Source organism: Spirillospora sp. CA-294931, from assembly GCF_050946795.1.
Classification (GTDB): Bacteria; Actinomycetota; Actinomycetes; order Streptosporangiales; family Streptosporangiaceae; genus Spirillospora.
On record NZ_CP192006.1, the window covers coordinates 7,882,136 to 7,907,700 of the forward strand.

Sequence of the window (25,565 nt, forward strand, 5' to 3'; positions counted from 1 at the left end):
GCGCCCGATGAGCGCGGTCCCGCCTCCAGAAAGGCCCCTCGATGTCCCGCGATCTCGACCCGGGCTCCACGATCTTCTTCACCCTCACCATCGACGGCGAGAGCCTCGGATATTTCAACGGGTGCGAGGGGCTGTCGTCCACGGTGGAGATCGAGCACCGGCAGGAGGGCGGCAACAACGGTTTCGTCTGGCAGCTGCCGTCCCGCGTGACCTTCTCGACCATCCGGCTGACGCGGCCGCTCACCCCCGACACCGCCAAGGTCGCCAAGTGGATCTCCTCGGTGACGACCGGGGTGACCCGTCCCACCGCCCAGATCGCGGCGCTGCGCGCGGACGGGTCCGAGGTGGCCCGCTGGGGGCTGATCGACGTGCTTCCGGTCAGCTGGCAGGGGCCGTCGCTGAACCCGTCGAGTCCGGGCGTCGCGACGGAGGTCCTGGAGATCGCCCACCACGGCTTCACCGACTGATCGGAAGGGAGAAACACGAGCATGGCCAGGGGAAGCAGCAGGGGGGCCGGGAAGAGCCTGGTGCGGGCGAGCCTCGCCATCCACCAGCCTCCGGTCGGGACGAGCACCACGCCGGGCGCCCTGATCAGGACGTTCGACTTCGACTTCAATCCGGCGCAGCTGTCGCTCGGACGCCGCGCCCAGTGGAAGGTGACGCCGACCGCGGCCGTGCGGGACGGGTCGATCCCGGAGTTCATGGGTCCGGAGCCGCGCGAGATGACCGTGGAGATCTTCCTCGACTCCTCGGCCAAGCCGGGCGGCAACTCGGTGCTGAAGAAGGTGGAGTCGTTGCTGGAGTGCTGCGAGGTGACCGCCAAGAGCATCGCGGCCAAGCAGCCGTCGCCGCCGTGGGTGGTCTTCCAGTGGGGGTCGTTCTCCACCGCGCGCTTCACCGCGTACGTCAGCAGTGTGGACGCGGCGTACTCGCTTTTCGGGACGACCGGCGTCCCGATCCGCGCGACCTGCCAGGTGCGGCTGCACGAGATCCCCACCAAGACCAAGGGGCAGAACCCGACCTCGGGTGCGCTGACCGCACAGCGCGTGCACCAGGTGGTGGCAGGCGACTCACTCCAGTCGCTGGCCTGGCGCGAGTACGGCGACACGGCGGCGTGGCGGGCGATCGCGGAGGCCAACGGGATCGACGACCCGACCCGGCTGCCGAGCGGGACCGAGCTGGTGCTTCCGGCCGCCGAGGAGGTGCGTCCCTGATGGTGCAGTCGGCCTACTCCAGCGTCGTCAACGTCAAGCTGGGCGGCAAGGCGCTTCCTCGGGACCTGGCGCCGCTGCTGGTGGAGGGCTGGGTCGACCAGGGGCTCGGTGTGCCCGCGGCGTTCCGGCTCACGTTCCGCGACCCCAAGCGGCTGCTGCTGGGCAGGCTGAAGGTCAAGTTCGGCACCCGGGTGCTGATCACCCCCATCGCCGACGGCAAGGGAGCCGCCAACCCGCTGCTCACGGGCGAGGTCTGCGGCCTGGAGGCCGACTACGACGGCACCGGCACCTTCACCGTCGTCCGCGGCTACGACCGGGGCCACCGCCTGATGCGGCGGCGCCGGGTCGCCGCCTACCGCAACCAGTCCGCCTCCGACATCGCCCGCAAGCTGGCCACCGGGGCCGGGATCGCGGTGGGACGGATCGAGCCCACCAAGACGGTCTACGAGTTCATCAGCCAGGCCAACGTGACCGACTGGGACTTCCTCGGTCGGCTCGCCGAGGAGAACGAGATGGTCATGTCGGTCGACGCCAAGGGGAAGTTCCGGTTCGTCCGGCCGGACCCGGCGTCGGGCGCCCCGCCGGTCGGCATGGACGCCGAGAAGAGCCCGTTCGTGCTGAAGGCCCGCACCGACATCCTGCGGCTGCGGGCCTCGGTCACCTCCGCCGAGCAGGTCGGGACGGTCGAGGCGCGCGGCTGGGACGTCGCCGCCAAGAAGGAGCTCACCGCGACGACGGCGGCCGGCTCCAATCCGGGGATCAGCATCGGGACCACGCCCGGCGCCGTGTCGGCCGCGTTCGGTGCCGCCAAGCTGGTCGAGGCGCAGGCGCCGCTCGACCGGCAGGCGGAGGTGAAGTTCGCCGCCGACGCGCTCGCCGACGACGTCACGTCCTCCTTCGCCGAACTGGAGGTCGCGGTGCGCGGCACGCCCGAGCTCCGGCCGGGCCTGCCGGTGACCCTCGCCGACGTCGGCGAGCCCTTCGAGGGCAAGTACACCGCCACCTCGGTGCGGCACGTCTTCGGCGACGGCAAGCACTACGAGTCGTGGGTCACCGTCAGCGGCCGGCAGTGGCGCTCGCTGTACGGGCTGGCGTCCGGAGGCGGCGGCGCGCGGAGCGGCCTGAACCTGCCGGGCATCGTCAACGCCCTGGTCACCGACGTGCGCGACCCGCTCCGCCAGGGACGGGTCAAGCTCCGGTTCCCGTGGCTGGACGACGCCTACGTCAGCGACTGGACGCGGGTGACGCAGCTGGGCGGCCGGCGCGGCGGCTCGATCTTCCCCCTGGACGTGGACGACGAGGTGCTCGTCGGGTTCGACCGGGGCGCCCTGGACCACCCGTATGTCATCGGCGGCCTCTACAACGGCAAGGACAAGCCGACCAAGGTGCCGGACGTCCCGCTGCACGACGGCGCCCGGCAGCGCGCGTCCCGGCACACCGTCTCCGACCGCGAGGGCAACCGCCTCGACCTGCTCAGCCAGCGGACCGGCGGCAAGAAGGGCGTCCGGCTGGCCAGCGGCGACGGCAAGCTCGTGGTCAACCTGGACCGGGCGGAGACCGAGATCACCGTCGACAGCAGGGGCGCGGTCAGCATCAAGGGCGGACGTTCGGTGTCGGTGGAGGCCGGTACCGACCTGACCCTGAGCGCCGCGCGACGGCTGACGATCAGGAGCGGCGGTCCGCTGGACATCTCGGGCCGTGGCCTGGTCACGCTCAAGTCGCTGTCCGGCGCGGTGACCGTGGACGCCATGGGCGCGCTGAGCCTGAAGGCGGTGGGCGCCGCGACGCTGACCGCGGGCGGCACCGTCCAGGTCAACACCATCGCGAACATCGGCCTGCGCGCCGCCACGCTCATGCTGCAGGGCGTGGTGATGGTCAACAGCAAGCCCTACCCGCTGCCGTGACGGGTTCGCCGGGAGAAGGAGACGTGTGATGGCCGAGCAGTTCGTCGGGTCCGGCTGGGCGTTCCCGCTGCGCATCGGGCCCACCGGGGGCATCGCGCTGGTCAGCGGGGAACGGGAGATCGAGGAGGCGATCCGGCTGGTGCTGGCCACCGCGCCGGGCGAGCGGCAGATGCGCCCGGAGTTCGGCTGCGCCGTCCACGACCTGGTGTTCGCCCCGGTCAACGAGGCCACCGCGGGACGTATCCAGCACGAGGTGTACGCCAGCCTCGACCGGTGGGAGCCGCGCATCGAGGTCCACGAGGTGGACGTCACCGCCGGTGCCGAGCAGAGCGTGCTGTACATCGACGTGCGCTATTCGATCCGCGGCACCAGCAATCCCCGCAGCCTGGTCTTTCCCTTCTACGTCATCCCGTCCCACGAGGAGCCGGGCGCGTCCGGCCCCTCTCCAGAAAGCGACCGCTGATGGCCCTGCCCTCCCCCAACCTCGACGACCGGCGCTTCCAGCAGTTCGTCGACGACGCCAAGCGCTACATCCAGCAGCGCGCGCCGGAGTGGACCGACCACAACGTCTCCGACCCGGGCGTCACGCTGATCGAGACCGTCGCCCACATGGCCGACCAGATCGTGTACCGGCTCAACCGGGTTCCGGACAAGAACCACCTGGCCTTCCTGGATCTGGTGGGCATCACGCTCTTCCCGCCGACGGCCGCGCGCACCGACGTCACGTTCTGGCTGTCGGCGCCGCAGGAGGAGACGGTCCTGATGCCGGTGGGCACCGAGGTCGCCACCCTGCGCACCGAGAGCGAGGAGGCCGTCGTCTTCGCCACCGAGCGCGAACTGCCGGTCGTCCCGTGCTCGCTGCGCCATCTGGTGGTGCAGCGCAACGGTCACCCGGTCGCCGACCGGACCGCCGACCTGGCCGAGGGCAAGGACGTGCTCTGCTTCACCGAGTCGCCGGTGCCCGGCGACTGCCTGCTGTTCGGGCTGAGCGCGGCCGTGCCGCACTGCGCGGTGGCGCTGGAGCTGGACAGCCGGGTGGACGGCGTCGGCGTGGACCCGCGCCAGCCGCCGCTGGTCTGGGAGGCGTGGACCGAGGACGGCTGGCGGGAGTGCGAGGTCGACCGCGACGAGACCGGCGGCCTCAACCGTCCCGGCGACGTCGTGCTGCACGTCCCCGGGGGGCACGTCCTGTCCCGCTCGGGCGGGCTGGAGGCGGGCTGGCTGCGCTGCCGGACGACCGAGGCCCTGCCCGGCCAGCCCTTCTACACCACGTCCCCGACCGTGCGGTCCGCCGAGGCGTTCACGGCCGGCGGCACCGCCCCAGCCGTGCACGCCGAGACCGTCCACGACGAGATGCTCGGCGAATCCACCGGGCTCCCGGGTCAGCGGCTGCGGCTCGCACACGCGCCCGTCGTCGGCGACGACCCGCCGCTGCTGCTGCAGACCGCCGAGCAGGACGGCTGGCGCGACTGGCGCGTCGTCCCGGACTTCGCCTCCTCCGGACCGGACGACCGGCACATCACGCTGGAGGCCACCACCGGCGAGATCGCGTTCGGCCCGTCCGTCCGCGAACCCGACGGCACCCTGCGCCAGTACGGCGCGGTGGCCCCGAAGGACGCGGTCGTCCGGGCCCTGCGCTACCGCACCGGAGGGGGCCACGCGGGCAACGTGGCCCGCGGCGCCGTGCAGGTGCTGCGGACGTCCATCCCGTATGTCACCAGGGTCGTCAACCGCGAGGCGGCGCGCGGCGGGGTCGACGGGGAGACCGTGGACGAGGCGAAGATCAGGGCGCCCATCACCCTGCGCGCCCAGGAACGCGCCGTGACGCTGCGCGACTACGAGGAACTGGCCCGCCGCGCGGCCCCCGAGACTGCGCGCATCACGTGCCTGGAAGGCCCGGAGAGCGAGCACGGGTCCTACGCGGTACGGGTTCTGGTGGTGCCGCAGGCCGTCCCGGACCCCGGGGGGCGGCTCCGCTTCGAACAACTCGTCCCGGGGGACGCCCTCCTGGAGCGGATCACCCGCCACCTGGACGAGCGCCGGCTGATCGGCACCCGGATCGCCGTGGGGCCGCCGTTCTACCAGGGCGTCACCGTCGTGGCGACCGTGCACGCCTTCCGCGGCGTGGACACCGACCGGGTGCGGCGGCAGGCGCACGACGCCCTCTACCGCCACCTCGACCCGCTGACGGGCGGCGCCGACGGCTCCGGCTGGCCGTTCGGCCGTCCCGTCCAGGCGGGCGAGGTCTTCGCGGTCCTGCAACGCGTTCCGGGCGTGGAACTGGTCGACCAGGTCGACCTGCACCCCGCCGACCCGCTGACGGGCAAGCGCGGCGAGGCCAAGGACCGCATCGCCCTGGAGGCCCCGGCCCTGGTCTTCTCCTTCGACCACCGCGTCCGGGTGCTCGGGGGCACGTCGTGAGAGGTTCCGTGGACGGGCTGGGCTCGTCCGCCCCGATCGGGCCGACGCTGCCCGCGGTGTTCGCCGACGACGACCTCGCGCAGCGCTTCGTGGCCGGGCTCGACGAGGTGATCGCGCCGATCCTGAACGTCCTGGACTGCCTGCCCGTCTACTTCGACCCGGCGCTGGCCCCCCTGGACTTCGCCCGCTGGCTGGCCGACTGGGTCGGCGCCGAGATCGACGGCAGCGAACCCGAGACGCGGCTGCGCGCCGCCGTGGCCGCCTCGCACCTGCACCGGATCCGCGGCACCCGGCAGGGACTGGCCGAGGCGATCTGGCTGGCCTTCGGCGTGGAGCCGGAGATCTCCGACAGCGGCGGCGCCGCCTGGAGCGCCCGTCCGCTCGGCCCGTTCCCCGGGGAGCACCGCCCGCACCTGCGCGTCACGCTCCGCCTCCCCGATCCCGGCCCGGCCGACGAGCACCGCCTGAACGCCCTGGTCGCGGCCGCCCGCCCCGCCCACATGCCCTACACGGTCACGGTGACCGCCGAAAGGACCCCGGAGCGATGACCTCCCAGAACTGCGCCGAATGCGGAACCCGGGCCGAACCCGGCCAGTCGTTCTGCGAAGCCTGCGGCGCCGTCCTGAGCTGGACGGTGACCGAGCCCGTCGCACCGGCCGACCACGAACCGACCGTCCCCACCGGGCGCGACGAGGAGATGTCGGCCGAACGCGCCCACTCGCTGCTCGTCCCCGTCGCCGACCCGCAACAGCGCCCGCAGCAACAAGCCACCCCCGTACTGCCCGGCCGACCGCTCGCGGACCGTCCGCAGGTCCGGGCCCCCGCCCCGGAGCCCGGCGACGTGAACGGGCTGCCGTGCCCCTGGTGCGCGATCTCCAACCGTCCCGACCGGAACTTCTGCGTCCGCTGCGCGATGCCCATGACCCGCCGCGAGTCAATCCAGGACGAGCCGCGCCCGTGGTGGCGCCGCCTGCTGAACTCCCCGGGCGAGACCCCGTGGGCGGGCGACCGTCCCGGCCTCCGGCGCGCCTTCGACCACGTCCTGACCTTCCTCATGGCCGCCGTAGCCATCACCCTGCTAATCACCCTGGCGATACAGGCACCGGACGCCATCCAGGCCACCCGCGACCACTTCGCCAAGCGCGCACCCCTCGCCCCCGACCGCGTCACCGCCTCGCGCTTCTACCCGGCCCACAAACCAGAGCTGCTCTTCGACAAGCACAACAACACCTGGTGGGGCCCCGGGGTGCCCCAATCGGCCAAGGGCGAATGGATCGAGGCCCACTTCGACGAACCGGCCCGCCTCCTCGACCTGATCATCACCCCGGGCGTCTCCCCCAAGGCCGACAAGCTCTCCCAGTCGGCCCTCCCCCACCGCCTCAAGGCCGCCATCACCACCAAGGACGGCAAGACGACCACCCGAAGCCTCAACCTCGACCAGGGCCCCGGCGGCCAACGCCGCCCCTTCCGCGCCCAGGACGTCATCAAGATCCGATTCACCATCGAATCCGCCTACGCCACCGCCACCAACAAACAGGTCGCCATAGCCGAAATCGAACTCTTCGGCCCCTCAGCCTCCAGCATCTTCTGAAAAGGAATCACCGAACGGCCTGAACGATCGCATGAGCAATAGCCCGGCTATACCGAACAAGCCCCGCAGACTTAACAACACAAGGCCCCCTGCCGGGATTCAGGCAGAACGAAAAGTCCTCCCCATCGGCATGAACCATGATCGTCCCGCCAAACGAACCTCGCGTGCAATATCCCGTCTGATGCTCCAGCCGCGTGCAGGGCAGGAACTGAAGCCAGCGATATCGATCATCGGGCTTGCGTGCCGCCGCGAACACATTGGCCGCCTGACTCACAAGAGAGCCCGCGTCCACCACCGAATCACCATGCGCCCTGGCAACGGGAACAAGAGCCCGCTCGTTAAGCGCCCGGACACGTTCAGGACGCGACTTGTCCGGCGGCTGCAACACCCACACCAGCCGAGGCCGCCCGATCCCCGCCTCCCGCGCGGCCGAGGCCACCTCCTCCACCAGCTTCCGCGTGTCGTCCACATAACGCATGGCGTACGCCATCCCATCGGGAGACGCCCCAGCCATACAAGGAGAACGACGAGTGGAGAACCCCCAGAACTGCAACGCGATCACACGCGGCTTATGAGCCTTCACCAACTCGCCCAGCCGATGCCTTCCCGGAACCAACGTCCCAGGCCGTCCAGCAAGATAATCGCAAACCGCCGCGTCCCGATAAGCCACAGCCGTAACCCGAACCCGCCCACGCCCGTGGGCGAAGAACTGCACAACCCTCTGATTCTCCACAGCCAACGTGTCACCGACATAGAGCGCGCCCACCCCACCCGGCACACCACCCGGCACCGCCCTCAACTGAGCATCACTAGGAGGCCGCCACTCAGGCACCGAAGGCGGCCCAAACGACGGCTCCAGAGAACTGGGCGTCACCCCCTCACGCGCCCCCCGAACCTCCGGCTCTCCCGAAGCGCCGCCAAACGCACTCAACAACACCGCGACAGCAGCGATCACCACCAACGCAGCCACCGCCGTCACGGTGACACTCGTCCGGTCGATCCGATGCGTGATCTTGGCGCTGATCGGCGGAACGCTGGTCACTTCAGCGGAGACCCGAACCCGATCGTCGCCCGTCCCGGCCAGCTCCGCGACCGTCCGCGACGGCTCAGGCCGCCGATCGGCCTGGCGACGCCCGCTCGCCTTCCGCTGCCGATCGGCACGCTGCGCGGCGCCGTGAAGCGCCCGCCAGTCCAGATCCTGCTCGGCGCCCAGCGCCTTGACCAGGCTGTCGAACTTCTCCCACGAAGGCACCACGGACCAGGACTTGAACCAGCCCTCCACCGTGCTTGAGGGCAGCCGCAACCCACAGGACGCGGCAAGCCGATCGATGTCGCGCGGCGAAGGATCGCCACAGGCCGCAAGCGCGTCCCTGACCCGATCCCAAAGATCCGTGATCTCCGCGGGAATGCCGTCAGTCTGCACGAAGCACATCATTCAGAACCGCCCACCGGGCGGCACCCACTTGACCAATTTCAGTCAGACCACCCGACACCCGCCCGAGTCGGCCCGACTCGGCCCGAGTTTGCTGCATCGAGCCCACCACACCGCACAACCTTGCGTTCCAACGGCGCCGGACCACCCGACGCCCAAGGGACGAAGGGAACGATGGTGAAGCAACTCAATCTCGCGATGACCACGGCACTCCTCGGAGCGGCCGTCGTCGCAGCGGCCCCCACCCCGGCAACGGCCGAAGCACCGGCCACCACCCAGGTCGACACCTACCTGGGCCTGCGCTGCGGCTCAAAGCCCCACCCGTGCGCATGGATCAACCTCGACCGCAAGCACAACCGCCTGCGAGGCTACGGCTCCCTGGGAGGCAGCGGCGGGGGCAAGATCCTGGTGATCCTGCAACGCTCCTCCCCCAACGGCTGGCGAGAGGTCTCCAGGAGCACCATCAAGGGCGGCAACGGCTACCTCAGAACCGGAACGGACCTCGAAGGCTGCAAGCGAAACCACAAATACCGCACCGTCCTCAAGTGGTCCCGCAACGGCAGCCCGACCAGAAACTTCGTCTCCATCCCGGTAAACGTGGGCCGCTGCTAACCCACCCCCAAACAACGAGCCCGCAGCCCCAAGGCTGCGGGCTCCCCGCACCAAGACAAGCGCCCCACCGCGCCACCAAGACCCAAACCTCAGCCCGCCGGTCTGCCCCCGCCCCCGGCGAGCCTGGCCGCACGTCGACCGGAGACAATCACCGCCACCGATCTCCGAAAACCTCCACTGCCCGAGGTAGATATTCGCGGCCGGGTGAGGTACTGTTCCTGTCATCGACGAAGAACAAGTCCATCAGACGCGGCAGAGGACGAACTGCCCGGTGAAGTGGATAGCGCAGACCGGACGTGCCGGGGTCAACGCAAGAGAAGGGACTCCGGCAGCCGGTCCAGCGCCCGGCGGCCAACGGGCCGCAGGCAACGCAAACGCAAGCGAAGAAAACAACGCAGGAAAGCAAGAACAGAAGGGAGGTTCTCGGCACCATCGGGATCGCCCGTCGCGGGCTCCAGTCACACCGCGCGGGTACCGCAGCCCCACAGATTGGACGGTGGTCTACGGTCACGCATCCGCGATCCCCGCGCCCCCGCCCAACACGGCCGGCGCGGACAAGGACCGGCCACAGCGCCGGATAGATGGTGTTGTACCTCAAGGCCCCGGCGCCGTTGGCGCCGGGGCCCCGTTCGCGTCCCCACAACACCCCACACCCACCACCACAACAGTACGGAAGGCTTTGTGAAAGCACCCCAGCCGGCCCAGACCGGCACCACCCCACACCCCAACCAACCCCAACACGACAACACCGACACCGACACCGACACCGACACCAAACTGAACGACAAACTCGACGACGAGGACTACCCCGCCTACAGCATGGGCCGAGCCGCCGAACTCCTCGACGTCACCCCAGGCTTCCTCCGCGGCCTAGACACCGCCAAACTCTTCGTCCCACAACGCTCACCCGGCGGCCACCGCCGCTACTCCCGCTACCAACTACGCCTAGCCCAACGCGCCCGCGACCTCATCGACCAAGGCACCGCACTCGAAGCCGCCTGCCGCATCATCATCCTGGAAGACCAACTCGCCGAAGCCCAACGCATCAACACCCAACTCCAACAACGCATCAACCAGCCAAACACCCAACCCTGACCCGCGCGACTCGGGGCTCCACCCAACGATGGCCCAGCCGCCAGGCAACTGACCGCAGACCGGCCACCGCATGGGTGGCCGGCACATCCGTGGTCGCAAGACCAACATGCTCGTCGCCGAGCGGGGGGGTTCACGCAAACTCTCCATCCGCCAGCCCGGCCGGGGCGCGGGGACGGCCAGGACCAGTTCGGGGCGGCGCCCCTCGGAGACTCCGGCGACGCACGTGTGTGCCGGACCTGCTTCCGAGACGGGAAAAGATCTTCACCGCCACCTTCCCAACGATCATGAGTTGCCGCCTCTTACCCATGAAGGCCCGTCACCCTCTTGAGCGTCATCCAGGCGTCAATGGTGCGGGCGGGAAGGGGAAACCGGAATGGATCTGGTGTCGATGGTGGTATCGCTGGTGCAAGTGGCCGCCGGTGTCGTCACGCTGGTGGCCACGTGGGCGCAGGTACGAACACGGCGGCATGCGGCTCACGCTCACATGTGTCGGCTGCGGGGAGGCAGTCGTGTGATCGATCTCGACCAGGGCGTGGTGATCAGGATCGGCGGCCGTCATGCCGACCCTGTCGGCACAGATGAGTAGTAGTGCTGGCGGCGATGGGACGGGTCGGCCAGCGGATCGATTTCGGCGATCGGTGGCGGCGGAGCCGGGGGTTTAGCCAGCATGAAGGCGATGCGCCAGGACCTCATCGACTTGACCTTTGGGTTCGTGGGAACTGGCGGGGTCCTATTTTGTCAGCGGTGGTGGTGAGGAGTTGGCAAGCGTTCTCGGCGTAGCGGGTGGCGGACTCGGGACGAGGCCGAACGTCGCCGCCAGGTGAAGGGCCTGCCGCGCGGTCCTCGAACAGGTTGCCGTCGACGTGCCGCCCATCACAAGAACTTCCGCGCATGACGGGTTTGTCAGAGCCCTGTCGTACGGTGTGGCGCCATGAACGCAGACGTGCTGGCGGACGAGGACACACTGGTCATCCCGCCTGTCTGGCGCGGGCGCCTGCATCCGCGCCGAGGCGGCGTTGGGGTGCCGCTCGCCGAGGTCGACGCCACCGCTCCGGAGGCTGTGCGTGATCTCATGCGGCGCCATGAGCGGTTCGTGGAGGCCGTTCTCAGCCACCCCAACAGTGTTCCCGGGCTTGTTGAGCAAGCTCGGGCACACCTGCGGGGGGAGACGAACCCGCAGGGCGCGGCTGTGCTCGCGGAAATCTGCATCAACCGATGGGAAGGGCGATACGGCGATTACAAAGAGGGATACGCCCTGTTCACCGAGGCGTGGATCGCCGAGCACGGTCTGGCCTTCGCCGCCTGCGCCCTTGCTGAGCAGTCGCGACTCGATGTGGACTGCTGGATTTCGCATCCTGATCCGAAACAGCGCGTGTGGGTGATCCGTTTCGCGAAACCCGACGATCACCTGTTCTTTTACTCGACGGGCCGCGCGGGGATGCGCCGGGTGCGTTCGCTGCTCGCCATCGCTGATGAGCGGGAATACTCCGAGACAGAGCGGCGCTTGGCCGGCCACCGCGATACTCCGGTGCAGCGGGTTGTCGTCTCCTACCTGATGCCGACACGCACAGAGTGGGTCGAGGAATGCTGTGCGGCCCCTCCGAACTCAGGTTGTGAGAAGTACGTCCAATGGGCGTTGATGTGCGCTCTGGGGTCGGTGGAGCAGCTCAACCGGCTCGGTTCCTGGACGCGCGTCAGCTGGATGGCTTACGACCTTGAGGTGCTCGTGACGATGGTGGAGGGCATCGGCCCGGCGCTCACGCCCGCCCTGGTCGAAGCTCTCGACGAGGCCTACCATCGCGCCGACGGCCGCAAGCAGATCCTCGCCGCGCTGGGCGTTCTTCCCACCGACGAGGCCTTCGCCGCCATGGTGGAGCGGCTCGATCACAAGTACGTGCAGGCCGCGGCGCTGAAGGCCATGAAGCGCTTCCCTGTACGAGCTCTGCGGATTCTGGCCGAGGCCGCGACAGGTACCTCCAAGGCCGGCAAGATCGCGACCGGTCTTCTGAAGACGCATCTGCTCACCGAACCCGGGCTCGACGTCGATGGCCTGTCCGTCGAGGCGCTCGCGGCCGTTACCAAAGTCCGGCGGGAGGAAGTGCGGATGAAAGAGGCATCCGCCGGTTCCCTCCCGGCCGTGCTGGTCTCGCCTCCCTGGACCCGCGAACGGACTTCGAAGGAACGCGCCGTCACCACCCGGCTGACGCCGCTGGCAGAGCCCACGGTCATCTGGAGGCACCGAGAACGCCAGGAATGGGCGGAGGCGCACGACTCTGGGGACTGGCACGACAACCAGACCGCGGGGGACCTCGTCGATCTGTTCCACGCCGGGCAGTTGCCGCCATATCTGCAGTTCAAGATGTTCGTCGAGGCCCCAGCGGGACAGGTGCGCACGTTCCTGTCCGACTGGATCCCCGACACCCACTTCTGGAAGGCCTCGACCTGGCTGAGGGTCATCGCCGCCCGCTTCGAACTCGAGGCGTTGCCGCCCTTGCTGAAAGCCGCGACCGGCAGACCGGTGGACAACGGCGAGATCCTCATGCCGTTCCTCACCCTTGAGATCGCTCGGCTCATGGCAGGCTGGCTGACCCGGCCTAAAACGGCCCGCCCGGTCGCAGAGGAGTGGTTCGCCCGGCATGGCCTCGCCGCGGCGAACCTGCTCGTCCCGGACGCCATCGGCCAGGCGGGCAAGGCACGCCACAACGCCGGGACGGCACTGTTGCTGATCGCTTCGAAGGTCGGGGCCGACCCGGTTCTCGAGGTGGCTCGGGCCTACGGCGTCGCGGACGCGATCGAGTCGCTTCTGAACACCGACCCCCTGGAGATCCTTCCCGCGCGTATGCCGAAGATCGGTGACTGGGCGGAGCCGGCCGTCCTCCCGCAGATCCGCCTGCGCGGGACGAAGCGTGCGTTGCCCGCCGGCGCCGTCCGTCATCTGCTCACCATGCTGGCGATCTCCAAGCCCGGCAACTGGTACGCCGGTCTCGACATGGTTGACGAGGCGTGTGATCACGACTCGCTCGCCGAGTTCTCCTGGCGGCTGTACGAGCTCTGGGAGACGGCTGGATCACCGTCGCGGGACGGCTGGGCGTTCACCCAGCTCGGCCGCCTCGGCGACGACGAGACCGTCCGTCGGCTCGCGCCGCTGATCCGCACCTGGCCCGGACGCAGCGCGCACGTCAAGGCGGCCACCGGCCTGGACGTCCTCGCCGAGATCGGCACCGACGTCGCGCTGATGCACCTGCACGGCATCGCCGAGAAGGTGAAGTTCAGGGCGCTCAGGACGAAGGCCAGGGCCAAGATCGGCGAGATCGCGGCGGCGCTGGAGCTGACGCCCGATCAGCTCGCCGACCGGCTGGTGCCCGACTTCGGCCTGGACGCCAAGGGGAGCCTGTCCCTCGACTACGGCCCGCGCCGCTTCACGGTCGGCTTCGATGAACAGCTCAAGCCGTATGTGCTGGATCAGGATGGCAAGCGGCGCAAATCCCTGCCCAAACCCGGTGTGAAGGACGACCAGGAGCAGGCGGCGGCCGCCTACAAACGGTTCGCGGCGCTGAAGAGGGACGTCCGGACGGTCGCCACCGACCAGATCCGGCGCCTGGAGGACGCCATGGTGGGGCGACGACGCTGGACGGTCACCGAGTTCCAGACCTTCTTCGTCTCCCATCCCCTTCTGGGCCACCTGGCCCGTCGACTCGTGTGGCTGAGCGACGACACCTCCTTCCGTGTCACTGAGGACGGCACCCTTGCCGACGCCGGGGATGACGCGTTCGCTCTCTCTCCCTCCCGGATCGGCATCGCACATCCACTGGATCTGAGCAATGGGGTACAGGCCTGGGCCGAGGTCTTCGCCGACTACGAGATCCTGCAGCCGTTCCCACAGCTTGGCCGCCCGGTCTACACGCTTACCGAACAGGAACGCCGGACTGGCGAGCTGGCCCGCTTCGAGGGAGGCACCGTTGCACTCGGCAAGATCCTCGATCTGGAGCGACGCGGATGGCAGCGCGAGGCTCCGCAGGACGCCGGCATCCAGGGCTCGACCTCTCGCGGGCTGCCAGGCGGCGGGTACGTCTCAATCTCCTTCGACGACTACATCGCCGTCGGCCACGTCGACGCCGAAAAGGAGATCGGCCTCGGCTCGGTCCGGTTCACCGCACCCGGAGATCTGGACCCGTTGACGGCCTCAGAGATGCTCGCCGAACTGGCCGACCTTACCCGCACAGGGTGACCTCCACCCGACCACGCTGGTCGACCATTCTGAGCATCGCAGCCGATCTCAGATCCCGAGCCCGCCACCACGACGCCGAGGAGCCGTGCCGGACACCTCGATACGCTGGTGACCGGGACGTACCAGTACTGGGCCCCACCTTCGACCAAGAGTTCCTCGAAGGCCCACCCCTCCTGGAATCCTCGACAACCTCAAGTAACGGCGCAGGGGCTACCCCGTCTTCGCAGGCGGGCCCACACGGCAACGGAGGCGCTTCGTTCAGCGTGGGTGGAGGTCCTTGTCTCCGCCGAAGATTCGTACTTGCTGTTCCTGGTCTTCGTCCAGGTTGGCGACCGGCACCTTGGGGACGCCCTCTCGCTGAGCTCGGGCGATGCGATGCCAGCCATCAATGATCATCGCTGAGCCATCAGCTTCGCGTATTCGCACCGCGATGATCGGTCGCTCCAGATCGGCTCTGGGGATGTGCTCCTCATCGAGGGCGATCGCATCCAACCAACCGGACCATGACTGCGGGTCGAGTTATTGGATCGGCAAGTCGGTAGCGAGCTGCTTGGCCTTGGTGACGTCCCACCGCCACGCTAGAAACTGAAACACTTCGCACTCGCTCATCGACGCCTCCATTTCGCCGTATAGCCCGCATGTAGCCGACCCATGCCTGCCAGAGATCGGCGTCTGCGCGCTCATCGATCGGCAGCCCGCCCAGCGGCCCTGCCGTCGCTCCCCTGGCAGCACCACCACTGCCGGCGCGATGTGAGTCGCGTAGTCGCGACGATACTCCGCCAGTGTCCGCGGCTCGGCGTCGACAAGGGTGGCCAGGTACTCCTCCACGACCTCTCCGAAGGTCGGAGCAGACGTCTCCGGTTCGGCCGCTGGCTCCTGCGCCGGAAGCGGCCTCAGCCCCCGGCACCCCTTGGGGTAGCCCTCTGGTCTTCGCTCCCCCGCTAGCCGAACCAGCGCGGCGAAGTCGCGGGCGTCATCCTTGGAATCACAGGTCTCACTATCTGAGCGTCCAGTGCGAAGCCCTCCCTCACGCCAGCGGACGCGCCAGGTGACCTTGCCTGACTTGCTCGTGCGGCGGTCGATCGTCGCCACGACACTCCCCTTCCGGGTCGTGGCTTGCCGACTCCCCCAAGGCTCCGCGGAAGCCTCGTGTGTCCACGGTGCGTCCATGACCTTGACAAACAAATGACCGCTGACCTGTATGCGCAGGTCAGCGGTCATTTGATCTGGTGGAGGTGGCGGGAATCGAACCCGCGTCCTTCGGTGATGAGACAGGGCTTCTCCGGGCGCAGCCTGCTTAACGTTTTCTCAGCCCCGGTGCTCACGCAGGCGTGTCACCGACGGGCTCAGTCGCTGTTTGGTGTCCCCACCGACCCCGCGACCGGGCCGGTGGGTGGAGCCTCCTGATGATGTCAGGTCCCGAGTCGGAGACTCTCCCGGGCTGACAGAGTCGCTACTCGCCTCAGGCGGCGAGAGCGAACTCGGACTGCTTCTTGTTGGCAGTTATAGGTTTGCTGTCACAGGATTAACGAGGTCACAACAGCAACCCTCGGCCCGCTTCCCCTGGCTCGACCTACCGAAGTCGAAGCCGGTCACCCCCATGTTGAGTTGTCAAAACGGTCACCGGAGTGTCCGCAAGACGACGCTACAAGGTTAACGCGGCCAACGCCAACGAGATTCCCGTGCCCCTGCCCGGGCGTTTCCTCGTCCGCGTGGCCATGGGCTCCCGTGCGGTAGCTCCGCCGCCGCACCCCACGCCCGCCCGTCTGCCTTCGCGCCCCCGCCCCGCGCGCCCGGACGCCTGCCTCCGCGCCCCGAGCCCACTCACGCGCATCCCACGTCCGACGTCCCATTCGCCTGGCTCCGCTCCCGCGCTCGCACGCCGTGCCCCCACCGCTTGCCTGGGTGCGCGCCACCAGCGCCCGCGGACCCTCTCACCAACGCGCGCTCACGCAAGCATTAGCGCCCCGTGTCTACTCACATCTAAGTTCGTCCGCCCCCGACCCTGCGCCCGTGGCGGTCGCACCCCGCCGCGCGGGCCCAATCACAGCCCTTACGCCGATCGGCACCTTGCGTGAGAGCCCACCCGCATTTGTGTCTGTCCCATCTGCCGCGCGCTCGCATCCGAGCCCGCCCGCTAACGCCCGTGTCGCGTCCACCGTCCCCTAGCCGCCCGTCGACCAGTCCCGCACAACCTCGCGTTCGCGTTCGCCTGGGCTCGTGCTTGTTCGCGGGCTCCGGCGCTCGCTCCAAGGAGGCTGGCATCACGTCGACGGACCTCCCGCGCCGATTGGCGCGTACCCAGGCGGGCGGGTGGGGGACGGGCCACGGCGTGCGGGCGAGTGGGCGCGAGGTGCAGAGCCAGGCGAGGGGGTGCGAGACGTGGGCGCCGGACGGGGCGTGTGGGCGCGGAGCCAGGTGAGCGGGACGCCGGAGGCGGGCGAGGGGCGGAGCGCGCGGGTGGCGGGGGTGTGTGGGGGCCGGGGTGGGGAGTGACGCCCCGGCGGGCGGCGAGGTGGTCGCTGCCCGCCGGGGCCGACCGGCAGGGTCGGGCCGGTCCGGACGGCAGAGCCTCCCCCGAGACGAGGCTCTGGTCTCATCACGGCGACTGGGGTCCGCAACCCCCCGAGCGGAGTCCCAGTCACCTATAAAGACGCACGGGACCCTAACGGGGGTTGCGGACAGGACTTAAAGAGATCACAAAATGCTAACGGTTGCTGATGGGGGTGGGCGAGACGGTGCCGGTGAGGAAGCGGGCGGCGAGCTTGGCGGCGTTGACGCGGCCCTCGACGGCGATGGCGAAGGCGATGTCGCCTCGGTAGCCGACGAACCAGGAGACGGTCTTGCCGGGCGTGCCCTGGTCGGCCACGGCCATGACGCCGTGGACGGGGCTCGTCGTCTTGACGTTGGCGCCGTTGGCCGTGCCTATCGTCACCGAGCGGCGCATGAGCTTAGTCAGTTCGGACGCGACCGGGCCCGGGAGCGGCTGAGCGGGGCTCAGGGGCGATCGGGGGTCGTTCAGGAGGTAAGGAGGACGCCAGGTGCCCGTTGCCGCCGCGCCGGCGACCAGGGCCATGGACAGGGGGCTGACGCGGACGCGGCCCTGGCCGATCATGGTGGCGGCCTTGTCGGCGTCGTTGGCAGGCGCCGGGACGCTCCCGGAGAAGGCCGGGATCGTCAGGTTCCACTCCTTGCCCAGGCCGAACAGGGACGCGGCGCTGGTGAGCTGGCCGGCGTTGAGCCGGGTGCTGAGCTGGGCGAGGGTGGTGGCGCAGGAGTAGGCGAAGTTCGACTCCAGGGTGCGGTTGCCGCGTGCCTGGGCCGTGGTGAAGGTCTTGCCCGCGACGTTGACGCTGGCGGGGCAGTCGGTCTTGGTGTTGCGGCTCATGCCGCCGTTGAGCAGGGCCTCGCTGGAGATGATGCCGAAGGTCAGGCCGGGCGCGTACTCGCCTTCGAGGCCGAGGTTCTTGCCGCCGCTGAAACGGTTGGCGACGGCGAGGATCTCGCCCGAGGTGGTGCGGATGGCGACCAGGGACGCGGGGATCTTCAAGTCGGAGAGCGCGGCCTCGGCACGCGGCTGGACAATGCGGTCGAGGGTCGTGTGGACGGGCTTGGGCGTTTCGCCGTCCCGGTGCAGCAGTTCCTTGCGCGCGACGCCCTGCTGGTCCTGCGCGACCACGGTGACCGTGGGGGTGCCGGCCAGGCGGCGCTGCTGGAGCAGCTGGAGGCCGCCGACGCCGATGGTGTCGCCCGGCTGGTAGGGCGCGCCGACCTGCTGGAGGCGGTCGGCGGTGGCGGGGCCGAGGTCGCCGACGGTCTCGACGGCGAGCTGGGGGTTGATCGGGGCCAGGCCGCTCTTGAGCACCAGGCCGGGGACGGTCCTCAGCCGCTGGATCAGCCCGTTGTGCTCGGGACGCTCCAGGGTCAGCAGGGGAAGGAACCGTTCGGGCGGCGCCGAGCGCACCCGGCCGAGAAGGCGCTCGCCGTCCAGCCGGCGGCCTCCCTCGATCTTGGTGGCCTTCACCAGCGCGTCGACCGTCCGCTGAGGATCTTTGAGCTGACCGGGCATGACGCCGACGACGTCGGCCAGGACGTTGCCGATGAGCGATTTATTGGCGGAGTCGAGGACGGGCGCGCGGGTGGGCACGGTGGAGACGACCGCGAGACGGTACCCCTCCTTGAGCTCCGGGTGGATGATCGACGGCTTCCAGATGACCTTCCACTTGCGGCCCTCGCGCTTGAGGTTCAGCAGGCTGTTGTACGTCCAGGGCTCGCCGTTCTCGCCGAGGTCGACCGTGACGGAGAAGCGCGCGACGGCGGTGTCGCCCGTCTTCTCGATGGCCTTGACGTCGTGCGTGGTGCCGGGCTTCACGGGGGTGCCCATGGCGAGTTTGAGGGTGATGGCGTCGAGCTGGCCGCGGACCTGGCCCAGGGCGTTGGCCACGGCCTCGCGGTCGGCGCCGGTGGTGTGCCGCGCGGCGGCCTTGTAGTTGCCGACCTGCCAGGCGATCAGGAAGTCACGGACGGTCGGCATCGCCGAGGGCTGCTCGAAGCAGCCCGACGCGCCGCCGGCGACCATGAACGCGCATGCCGCCACCGAGATCGTCCTGCGGGCCGGAAACCCCCGGAACCGGGCTCGCTTGGTCATCGGCACCCTTCACCGTCTCTTGAACCGGGCGGCCGCCGCCTTCTGCATCTCCCGGTCGGCCTCGCGCTTGGCGATGGCCTGGCGCTTGTCGTAGGACTTCTTACCACGCGCCAGCCCGATCTCGACCTTGGCCTTCCCGTCCTTGAAGTACAGCGACATGGGGACGAGAGTCCAGCCGGGCTCGGACGACTTGGCGATGATCTTCTGGATCTCGCGCCGGTTCAGCAGCAGCTTGCGGCGCCGCCGGGGCGCGTGGTTGGTCCAGGTGCCCTGGGTGTATTCGGGGATGTGGACGTTCTCCAGCCACACCTCGCCGTCCATGACGTGGGCGTAGCCGTCGGTGAGGGACGCGCGGCCGGCGCGCAGCGCCTTGACCTCGGTGCCCATCAGCACCATGCCCGCCTCCCACGTGTCGTCGATGTGGTAGTCGTAACGGGCGCGCTTGTTCTGCGCGATGAGCTTTCGCCCGGTCTCACGTGACACGTCGTTCAGCCTCGATTTTTGTCCGGCAATGTCGCGAGCAGGCCGCGCAGCACCGACTTGGCGCGCTGCTCGGCCTCTCTGGGCGGGCGATCGGCGGAGACCGCCACGTCGGGGTCGATCCCCGCTCCGTCGAGGTTACGGCCGCTCGGGGTCCGATAGCGACCGACGGTCAGCTCGATCGCCGAGCCGTCGCTCAGCCGGACGGGCTCCTGCACCGATCCCTTCCCATAGGTACGCGATCCTACGATCACCGCGCGGTCGCGGTCGCGCAGGGATCCGGCGACGACCTCGGCGGCGCTGGCGGTTCCGGAGTCGACCAGGACGACCAGCGGGGTCACGACGTCGCCCGGCTGGGTGACCGTGCGGCGCTCGGGCGGTCCGCCGCGGCGCTCGTAGGTGACGACCAGGCCCTCGCCGAGGAACGCCGAGGCGGTCTCGACGGCCTCCTCCAGCAGCCCGCCGGGGTTGCCGCGCAGGTCGAGCAGGACGCCGCCGCGATGCCGTTCGGGACGGTCGGCGACCGTCGCGCGGACCTGCCGTCCGATGCCCCGGGTGAACGCGCCCACCCGAAGCAGCCGGGTGTTCTCCGGCATGTCGGTGGAGCTGAAGTCGCTTCCGGCGATCGGGGTGCGCTGGAGGCGGAAGCGGTGCTCGGCGCGGTCGCGGCCGACGGTCAGCTCGACGCCCGTCCGGGGACGTCCGCGCAGCGCGAGGGCCACCTTCCCGACGTCCCAGCCGTGCACGGAGGCGCCGTCGACCCCGCGGACGATGTCGCCCACCCGGACGCCCGCCCGCGCGGCGGCCGACCCCGGCTGGACGCTGGCGACCCGGACGGCGCGGCCGTCGTCCTCACCGGTGCCGAGCCAGAGGCCGACACCGCTGTAGCGGCCGTTCAGGCGTCCGCGGACGTCGTCGTACTCGCGCGCGGTGTAGTGGCGCGCCCAGGGGTCGCCGAGGCGGCGCAGCATCCCGTCGACCGCGGCGTGGTCGAGCTCGCCGCGGCCGACCGGACGGGCCGCCTCGCGTCCGATCTTGGACGCCGCCTCGTCGACCAGCGAGGATCGTCCGGCGGCCGGAGCCCGCCGGTCGCCGCCTCCGGCTACGACTCCGGCACCGTACGCGCAGGTGAGGGCGACGGTGATGGCGGCTCCACGCAGTACTCGACCGGTGAACCGGAACATGGGCTCAGTGTAAGTCCCGCCCCGGCGGGACGCCCTGTCCCGGCTAGATCTTCAGATATCTGCGCAGGGTGAGGAAGGACGCCACGGCGCACAGCAGGACGCCGAAGCAGACCGAGGCCAGGGTGATCAGGATCACCTTGCCCCAGCCGAGCTGGGTCGCCAGCTGGAGGTCGCCGGCCAGCTCGTCCACCAGCATCACCTTGCTGATCACCAGCAGGATCGCGGCGAAGAACCCGCCGATCAGCCCGGCGATCGCGCCCTCCAGGATGAAGGGCAGCTGGATATAGGTGTTGGACGCGCCCACCAGGCGCATGATGCCGGTCTCTCTTCGCCGGTTGAACGCCGAGAGTCTGACCGTGTTCCCCACCAGCAGCACGGCGGCGATGACCTGGATCAACGCGATCAGCAAAGCCGCCCATTGCAGCCCGCCGAGAATGTTGAAGAACTTCTTCAGGATCTCGCGCTCGTTGATCACCTGATCGACGCCCGCGCGGCCCTTGGCGGCCTGTTCGACCTTCAGATACTGCTGCGGATCCTTGAGCCGGACGCGGAACGAGTCGGGAATGTCGCCCTCGCGGGTCGCCTGCACGAACCCCGGGGAGTTGGAGAACCGGTTCTTGAAGCGGTTCCACGCCTCGGTCTTGTTCTCGTACTTGACCTCGGCGACTTCGGGCAGCTTCTCCAGCTCGGCCTTCAATTGCTGGCGGTCGGCCTGCGAGATGTCGGTCTTGTTGCAGTGGGGGTTGGAGCTGGCCTTGGCGCACAGGAAGATCGAGACCTCGATCTTGTCGTACCAGAACGACTTGGAGGAGTCGACCTGCGCCTTGATGAGAAGACCGGTGCCGAAAAGCGCCATGGCGATGGCGACGGTGATGACCAGTGAGATCGTCATCGTCAGGTTCCGGCGGAGACCGATCCAGATCTCCTGCATAACGAACTGTGCGCGCATGCCTCGCTGTCCTTGATCGCCTTTGGCCCCGGTTGGGAGCGTAGGTCGGTGCAGGCTATGTCATGGTCGCAATGCCATACGCCTCACCGCGGGCCGGTGGTTCAGATGCGGGCGGAGGGTGTCCGCTCAGTAGGCCTGGCCGTACACGCCGCGCGACTGGTCGCGGACGACCCGGCCGTCCTCCAGCTCGACGACGCGCTTGCGGAAGGCGTCGACGATCGCGGCGTCGTGAGTGGCCATGACGACGGTGGTGCCGGTCCGGTTGATCCGGTCGAGCACCTTCATGATGCCGATCGAGGTGGCCGGGTCGATGTTCCCGGTCGGCTCGTCGGCGAGCAGGATCATGGGACGGTTGACGAACGCCCGCGCGATGGCGACGCGCTGCTGTTCACCGCCGGACAGCTCGTCGGGCATCCGGTGGGCCTTGCCCTCGAGGCCGACCAGGTCGATGACCTCGGGCACCACCTTGTGGATGAAACGCCGCGGCTTGCCGATCACCTCGAGGGCGAAGGCGACGTTCTCGAAGACGTTCTTGTTGGGGAGCAGGCGGAAGTCCTGGAAGACACAGCCGATGCGGCGGCGCAGGTGCGGCACCTTCCAGTTGGTCAGCCTGCTGAGGTCCTTGCCCGCCACGTGGACGTGACCCTGGCTAGGACGCTCTTCCTTGAGGATGAGTCGCAGAAAGGTCGACTTGCCCGAACCGGAGGGGCCCACCAGGAAAAGGAACTCGCCCTTCTCGATGGCGACGTTCACATGCTGCAGGGCGGGCCGGTTCTGGGTCTTGTAGGCCTTGGTGACGTTGTCGAAGTGGATCACGGCTGCATCACGGCGGTTCAGTCTAGAGGGCTGGGGAGCGGGGTGGCCGGTGAGCCCGTCTGGGGCCGGGTCGCAGGTCGCCGCCGCTGTGCCCGACGATCCGGCGGATCGTCGAACCTCCGAGCACTATAGAGGGCACGGTCGAATGCATCGGCCCGCACGAACTGGGGCTGATCCATGTCGGCGTCTCCTCGCTGCCCGGCTTTCCTTTGTCTGCCGCCCTGTCGGCGGCCGGTTCATGCCTTCACGCTCCCGGACTTGCGGGAACGACCCTACAGTCCGGCTACGCTGGATGAAGGCGAAAGATGTCTAATAGGTCAGCCCGTGTCCGATCAGAGCGAAGCCACGAGATGGGGGCCCGCGAAGATGAGCTGCGAACATCTGATCTGCGCTCGATGCTCGGGTCCGGTGGTCGAGGGACGCTGCCCGACCTGCCGGAACGCCCGCGACCACATGCACCGCCACGGCCCGCCGATCCCCCCGGCCCTGGTTCTGGCCGGCCTCGTCGTCCTCTTCGCCCTGGCCCTCCTCCTCCAACGCCTCTACTAACCCCTCCCCCACCCGTCCCACTGGCGAGGTAGTGGGGTTAGGGGTTTTTGGGGGGTGGGGTGCTGGCTTTGGTGAGGGCCCCGTCGTGGGCGATCACTTCGGCCTTGGGCAGGTCGGCGGGGTCGGTTTCCTTGTCCTTGTTCTTCAGCCGCGGGGGGTCGAGGGCGGCGAACTGGAGGGTTTCGGACATGTTGATGTCGGTGCCCTTGACGGTGCCGTCCAGCAGGTGGGCGGCCTCGGGCGGGATGGGCGGCTTGTAGCCCTTGGCCTTGGCCTCGGCGTTCACGCTGAGGACGCTGTTGCGCAGCAGCGAGTAGAGGACGAGGCCGCCCTCGTGCTCGGTGCGCAGCGGGAAGATCGGGTGGGACGTGGCCATGAAGACGGTCTGGTGCGTCTGGTCCTTCTCCTTGGCGCGGCGCTTGTTCTTGCGCAGCTGGAGGTTGTAGCCGGTGGTGACGGCTCCGGCCTTCATGACCTTGGCGGCGACGCTGCCGGGGCCCTCGGACGCGATCGTCGCCTGGATTCCGGGCACCTCGCGGGGACGGATCAGCACCGAGGCGTCGGTGGTGCCGAGCGCGGTGGCGTAGCCCTCGGCGTCCAGCAGGACCTTGGGCTGCTTGACCTTGGGGGCGAGGACGGTGCTCATGCTCAGCTTCCAGCGGTCACCCGGGGAGCGCAGGATGAACGCCATCAGGGCGGTGCGGGTGCTCTTGGGGTCTCCCTGGACGGTTCGGGGCACGGACGCCACGAACCACTGCGGGTAGATCTCCTTGCTGAGCTTGGGCACCCAGAGCTTGGGGGCGCCGTATTCGTAGCGGCGCACCGGGTCGCCGTCGAAGGACGCCTTGCGGAACTCGGCCGCGGTCAGGGGGAACTGCCCGTCAGCGACCCAGGTGAGGGCGAGCCGTTCGTCCCCGGCCGCGCGGGCGACGTCGTCGTTGGTGACGTAGGAGCGGAACTCGCGCTCGGCGGTCTGGAGCGTGAGCGGCTCGGGCGTCGGCGTCGCGGTCGGGATGACGGTGGTGGGCTTGGCCTCGGGCTGGCCCTCCGCGCATCCGGCGGCCGTGACCGCGAGGACGAGAAGGAGCCCGGCCCTGGCCCTCAGGGAGAGCCGCCGCGCCCCGCTCCTCGCACCGCTCGAACCCACCAGAGTCCCCCGGCCCTCTCCGAAATCGCGTGTGTTTTCCCGGCCGTCTCGGCCGATACCCGTACCGACCGGCCAATCGGCTTCCGTGATTGTGCCATCAGAAGGGTATTGGGCGGACGCTCGGGCAGTGCCGGGACGGCGATAAGCTCATCACTGTGGCAGGCATCGATCCCGTAGATCAGCTCAAGGAGCTCGGCACGACTCTCTCCGGCATCGAGCAGGTGCTGGACCTCGACGGCATGCGGCGCGACATCGCCGCGCTGCGGGAGGAGTCGGCCGACCCCGACCTGTGGAGCGACCAGGAGCGGGCCCAGTCGGTGACGCGCCGCCTGTCCTACCTCGAAGCCGAGCTCGGCCGGGTCGAGGGCCTGCGCCAGCGGCTGGCCGACGTGGCCACGCTGTACGAGATGGCCGAGGAGATGGACGACGCCGACACCCGCACCGAGGCCGACGACGAGCTGGGCACGCTGCACAAGGCCGTCCAGCAGCTGGAAGTGCGCACGCTGATGTCGGGCGAGTACGACGCGCGCGAGGCCCTGGTCACCATCAACGCCCAGGCGGGCGGGGTCGACGCGGCCGACTGGGCCGAGCAGTTGCAGCGCATGTACCTGCGCTGGGCCGAGCGCCACGGCTACCCGACGGAGGTCTACGAGACCTCCTACGCCGAAGAGGCGGGCATCAAGTCGACCACCTTCACCGTGAAGGCCCCCTACGCCTACGGGACGCTGCGCGGCGAGCACGGCACGCACCGGCTGGTGCGCATCTCGCCGTTCGACAACCAGGGACGCCGCCAGACCTCGTTCGCGGGCCTCGACGTGGTCCCGGTCGTGGAGCAGAGCGACCACGTCGACATCGACGACAGCGAGCTGCGGATCGACGTCTACCGCTCGTCCGGCCCCGGCGGCCAGGGCGTCAACACCACCGACTCGGCCGTGCGCATCACGCACATCCCCTCGGGCATCGTGGTGTCCTGCCAGAACGAGCGCAGCCAGCTGCAGAACAAGGCCACGGCGATGAACGTCCTGCAGGCCAAGCTGCTGGAGCGCAAGCGGCAGGAGGAGGCCGACAAGATGTCGGCGCTGCGCGGTGAGGGCACCAGCAGCTGGGGCACCCAGATCCGCAACTACGTGCTGCACCCGTACCAGATCGTCAAGGACCTGCGCACCGGCGTCGAGGCGGGCAACCCCAGCGGCGTGCTCGACGGCGACATCGACGAGTTCATCGAGGCCGAGATCCGCTGGATGCGCCAGCAGGAAGCGAGCTAGACCGCTTCCCCGGCCCTGGGGGACGAAAGG

22 protein-coding genes and 1 other RNA gene are annotated in these 25,565 nt (G+C 69.3%); 13 read left to right on the forward strand and 10 right to left on the reverse strand.

Going from position 1 to position 25,565, the window contains the following annotated elements; all coding sequences use genetic code 11:
- Window positions 1-41: 41 nt before the first annotated feature.
- From ACQPY4_RS35595 to ACQPY4_RS35625, 7 genes are read left to right on the forward strand one after another with little or no spacing between them, the layout of a single operon-like run.
- Complete coding sequence (locus ACQPY4_RS35595) at window positions 42-467, forward strand: phage tail protein (protein WP_433328665.1); 426 nt, start codon at window positions 42-44, stop codon at window positions 465-467.
- A gap of 21 nt (window positions 468-488) precedes the next feature.
- Window positions 489-1,214, forward strand: coding sequence for a LysM peptidoglycan-binding domain-containing protein (locus ACQPY4_RS35600; protein WP_433328667.1), 726 nt, complete (start codon window positions 489-491; stop codon window positions 1,212-1,214).
- The gene (locus ACQPY4_RS35605; protein ID WP_433328669.1) at window positions 1,214-3,118 is read left to right on the forward strand and encodes a VgrG-related protein; all 1,905 of its coding nucleotides are present in this window, start codon (window positions 1,214-1,216) and stop codon (window positions 3,116-3,118) included. The genes ACQPY4_RS35600 and ACQPY4_RS35605 overlap by 1 nt, the downstream gene beginning before the upstream one ends.
- A gap of 28 nt (window positions 3,119-3,146) precedes the next feature.
- Window positions 3,147-3,581: a GPW/gp25 family protein gene (locus ACQPY4_RS35610; protein ID WP_433328671.1), complete on the forward strand. Its 435-nt coding sequence runs from the start codon at window positions 3,147-3,149 to the stop codon at window positions 3,579-3,581.
- Window positions 3,581-5,539: a putative baseplate assembly protein gene (locus ACQPY4_RS35615; protein WP_433328673.1), complete on the forward strand. Its 1,959-nt coding sequence runs from the start codon at window positions 3,581-3,583 to the stop codon at window positions 5,537-5,539. Before ACQPY4_RS35610 ends, ACQPY4_RS35615 begins: the two co-directional genes overlap by 1 nt.
- Window positions 5,536-6,087, forward strand: a complete 552-nt coding sequence (locus tag ACQPY4_RS35620) for a phage tail protein (protein WP_433328675.1) — start codon at window positions 5,536-5,538, stop codon at window positions 6,085-6,087. Before ACQPY4_RS35615 ends, ACQPY4_RS35620 begins: the two co-directional genes overlap by 4 nt.
- The gene (locus ACQPY4_RS35625; RefSeq protein ID WP_433328677.1) at window positions 6,084-7,130 is read left to right on the forward strand and encodes an NADase-type glycan-binding domain-containing protein; all 1,047 of its coding nucleotides are present in this window, start codon (window positions 6,084-6,086) and stop codon (window positions 7,128-7,130) included. The genes ACQPY4_RS35620 and ACQPY4_RS35625 overlap by 4 nt, the downstream gene beginning before the upstream one ends.
- 7 nt (window positions 7,131-7,137) lie before the next feature.
- Here ACQPY4_RS35625 and ACQPY4_RS35630 read toward each other — a convergent pair whose 3' ends face one another.
- Window positions 7,138-8,553, reverse strand: a complete 1,416-nt coding sequence (locus ACQPY4_RS35630) for a hypothetical protein (protein ID WP_433328679.1) — start codon at window positions 8,551-8,553, stop codon at window positions 7,138-7,140.
- Between the two features lie 183 nt (window positions 8,554-8,736).
- On the opposite strand from ACQPY4_RS35630, the gene ACQPY4_RS35635 reads away from it, so the two are divergent.
- The 4 genes from ACQPY4_RS35635 to ACQPY4_RS35650 all read left to right on the forward strand — a co-directional run bounded on the left by ACQPY4_RS35635 (window position 8,737) and on the right by ACQPY4_RS35650 (window position 14,497).
- Window positions 8,737-9,174 (forward strand): hypothetical protein, encoded by a 438-nt coding sequence (locus ACQPY4_RS35635; RefSeq protein ID WP_433328681.1) that lies wholly within the window; start codon window positions 8,737-8,739, stop codon window positions 9,172-9,174.
- 777 nt (window positions 9,175-9,951) lie between these two features.
- Complete coding sequence (locus ACQPY4_RS35640) at window positions 9,952-10,269, forward strand: MerR family transcriptional regulator (protein ID WP_433339140.1); 318 nt, start codon at window positions 9,952-9,954, stop codon at window positions 10,267-10,269.
- Window positions 10,270-10,642: 373 nt separating this feature from the next.
- Window positions 10,643-10,855: a hypothetical protein gene (locus tag ACQPY4_RS35645; protein WP_433328683.1), complete on the forward strand. Its 213-nt coding sequence runs from the start codon at window positions 10,643-10,645 to the stop codon at window positions 10,853-10,855.
- A gap of 345 nt (window positions 10,856-11,200) precedes the next feature.
- Window positions 11,201-14,497 carry a DUF4132 domain-containing protein gene (locus ACQPY4_RS35650; protein WP_433328685.1) on the forward strand — a complete coding sequence of 1,099 codons (3,297 nt, stop codon included), beginning with the start codon at window positions 11,201-11,203 and terminating at the stop codon, window positions 14,495-14,497.
- Window positions 14,498-14,755: 258 nt separating this feature from the next.
- Here the strand turns inward: ACQPY4_RS35650 and ACQPY4_RS35655 are convergent, their stop codons facing one another.
- The 8 genes from ACQPY4_RS35655 to ftsE all read right to left on the reverse strand — a co-directional run bounded on the left by ACQPY4_RS35655 (window position 14,756) and on the right by ftsE (window position 22,574).
- Window positions 14,756-14,989 carry a ParB N-terminal domain-containing protein gene (locus ACQPY4_RS35655; protein ID WP_433328687.1) on the reverse strand — a complete coding sequence of 78 codons (234 nt, stop codon included), beginning with the start codon at window positions 14,987-14,989 and terminating at the stop codon, window positions 14,756-14,758.
- Between the two features lie 27 nt (window positions 14,990-15,016).
- Entirely contained in the window at window positions 15,017-15,325 is a 309-nt protein-coding gene (locus tag ACQPY4_RS35660) for a hypothetical protein (protein ID WP_433328689.1), read from the reverse strand.
- A 399-nt stretch (window positions 15,326-15,724) separates the two neighbouring features.
- Window positions 15,725-16,097, reverse strand: a transfer-messenger RNA (tmRNA) gene (gene ssrA, locus ACQPY4_RS35665).
- Window positions 16,098-17,204: 1,107 nt separating this feature from the next.
- Window positions 17,205-19,145 (reverse strand): penicillin-binding transpeptidase domain-containing protein, encoded by a 1,941-nt coding sequence (locus ACQPY4_RS35670; protein WP_433328691.1) that lies wholly within the window; start codon window positions 19,143-19,145, stop codon window positions 17,205-17,207.
- A 9-nt stretch (window positions 19,146-19,154) separates the two neighbouring features.
- Window positions 19,155-19,628 (reverse strand): SsrA-binding protein SmpB, encoded by a 474-nt coding sequence (gene smpB, locus ACQPY4_RS35675; RefSeq protein ID WP_433328693.1) that lies wholly within the window; start codon window positions 19,626-19,628, stop codon window positions 19,155-19,157.
- Window positions 19,629-19,633: 5 nt separating this feature from the next.
- Window positions 19,634-20,809, reverse strand: coding sequence for a S41 family peptidase (locus ACQPY4_RS35680; RefSeq protein ID WP_433328695.1), 1,176 nt, complete (start codon window positions 20,807-20,809; stop codon window positions 19,634-19,636).
- A gap of 43 nt (window positions 20,810-20,852) precedes the next feature.
- Complete coding sequence (gene ftsX, locus ACQPY4_RS35685) at window positions 20,853-21,758, reverse strand: permease-like cell division protein FtsX (protein ID WP_433328697.1); 906 nt, start codon at window positions 21,756-21,758, stop codon at window positions 20,853-20,855.
- A gap of 126 nt (window positions 21,759-21,884) precedes the next feature.
- Window positions 21,885-22,574 (reverse strand): cell division ATP-binding protein FtsE, encoded by a 690-nt coding sequence (gene ftsE, locus ACQPY4_RS35690; protein WP_433328699.1) that lies wholly within the window; start codon window positions 22,572-22,574, stop codon window positions 21,885-21,887.
- Between the two features lie 366 nt (window positions 22,575-22,940).
- Here ftsE and ACQPY4_RS35695 point away from each other — a divergent pair, with 366 nt between their 5' ends.
- Window positions 22,941-23,123 (forward strand): hypothetical protein, encoded by a 183-nt coding sequence (locus ACQPY4_RS35695; RefSeq protein ID WP_433328701.1) that lies wholly within the window; start codon window positions 22,941-22,943, stop codon window positions 23,121-23,123.
- Window positions 23,124-23,160: 37 nt separating this feature from the next.
- Here the strand turns inward: ACQPY4_RS35695 and ACQPY4_RS35700 are convergent, their stop codons facing one another.
- A complete protein-coding gene (locus ACQPY4_RS35700; RefSeq protein WP_433328703.1) occupies window positions 23,161-24,270 on the reverse strand; it encodes a hypothetical protein in 1,110 nt (369 codons plus the stop codon).
- A gap of 155 nt (window positions 24,271-24,425) precedes the next feature.
- Here ACQPY4_RS35700 and prfB point away from each other — a divergent pair, with 155 nt between their 5' ends.
- Window positions 24,426-25,535 (forward strand): peptide chain release factor 2, encoded by a 1,110-nt coding sequence (prfB, locus tag ACQPY4_RS35705; RefSeq protein ID WP_433328705.1) that lies wholly within the window; start codon window positions 24,426-24,428, stop codon window positions 25,533-25,535.
- The last annotated feature ends 30 nt before the right edge of the window (window positions 25,536-25,565 follow it).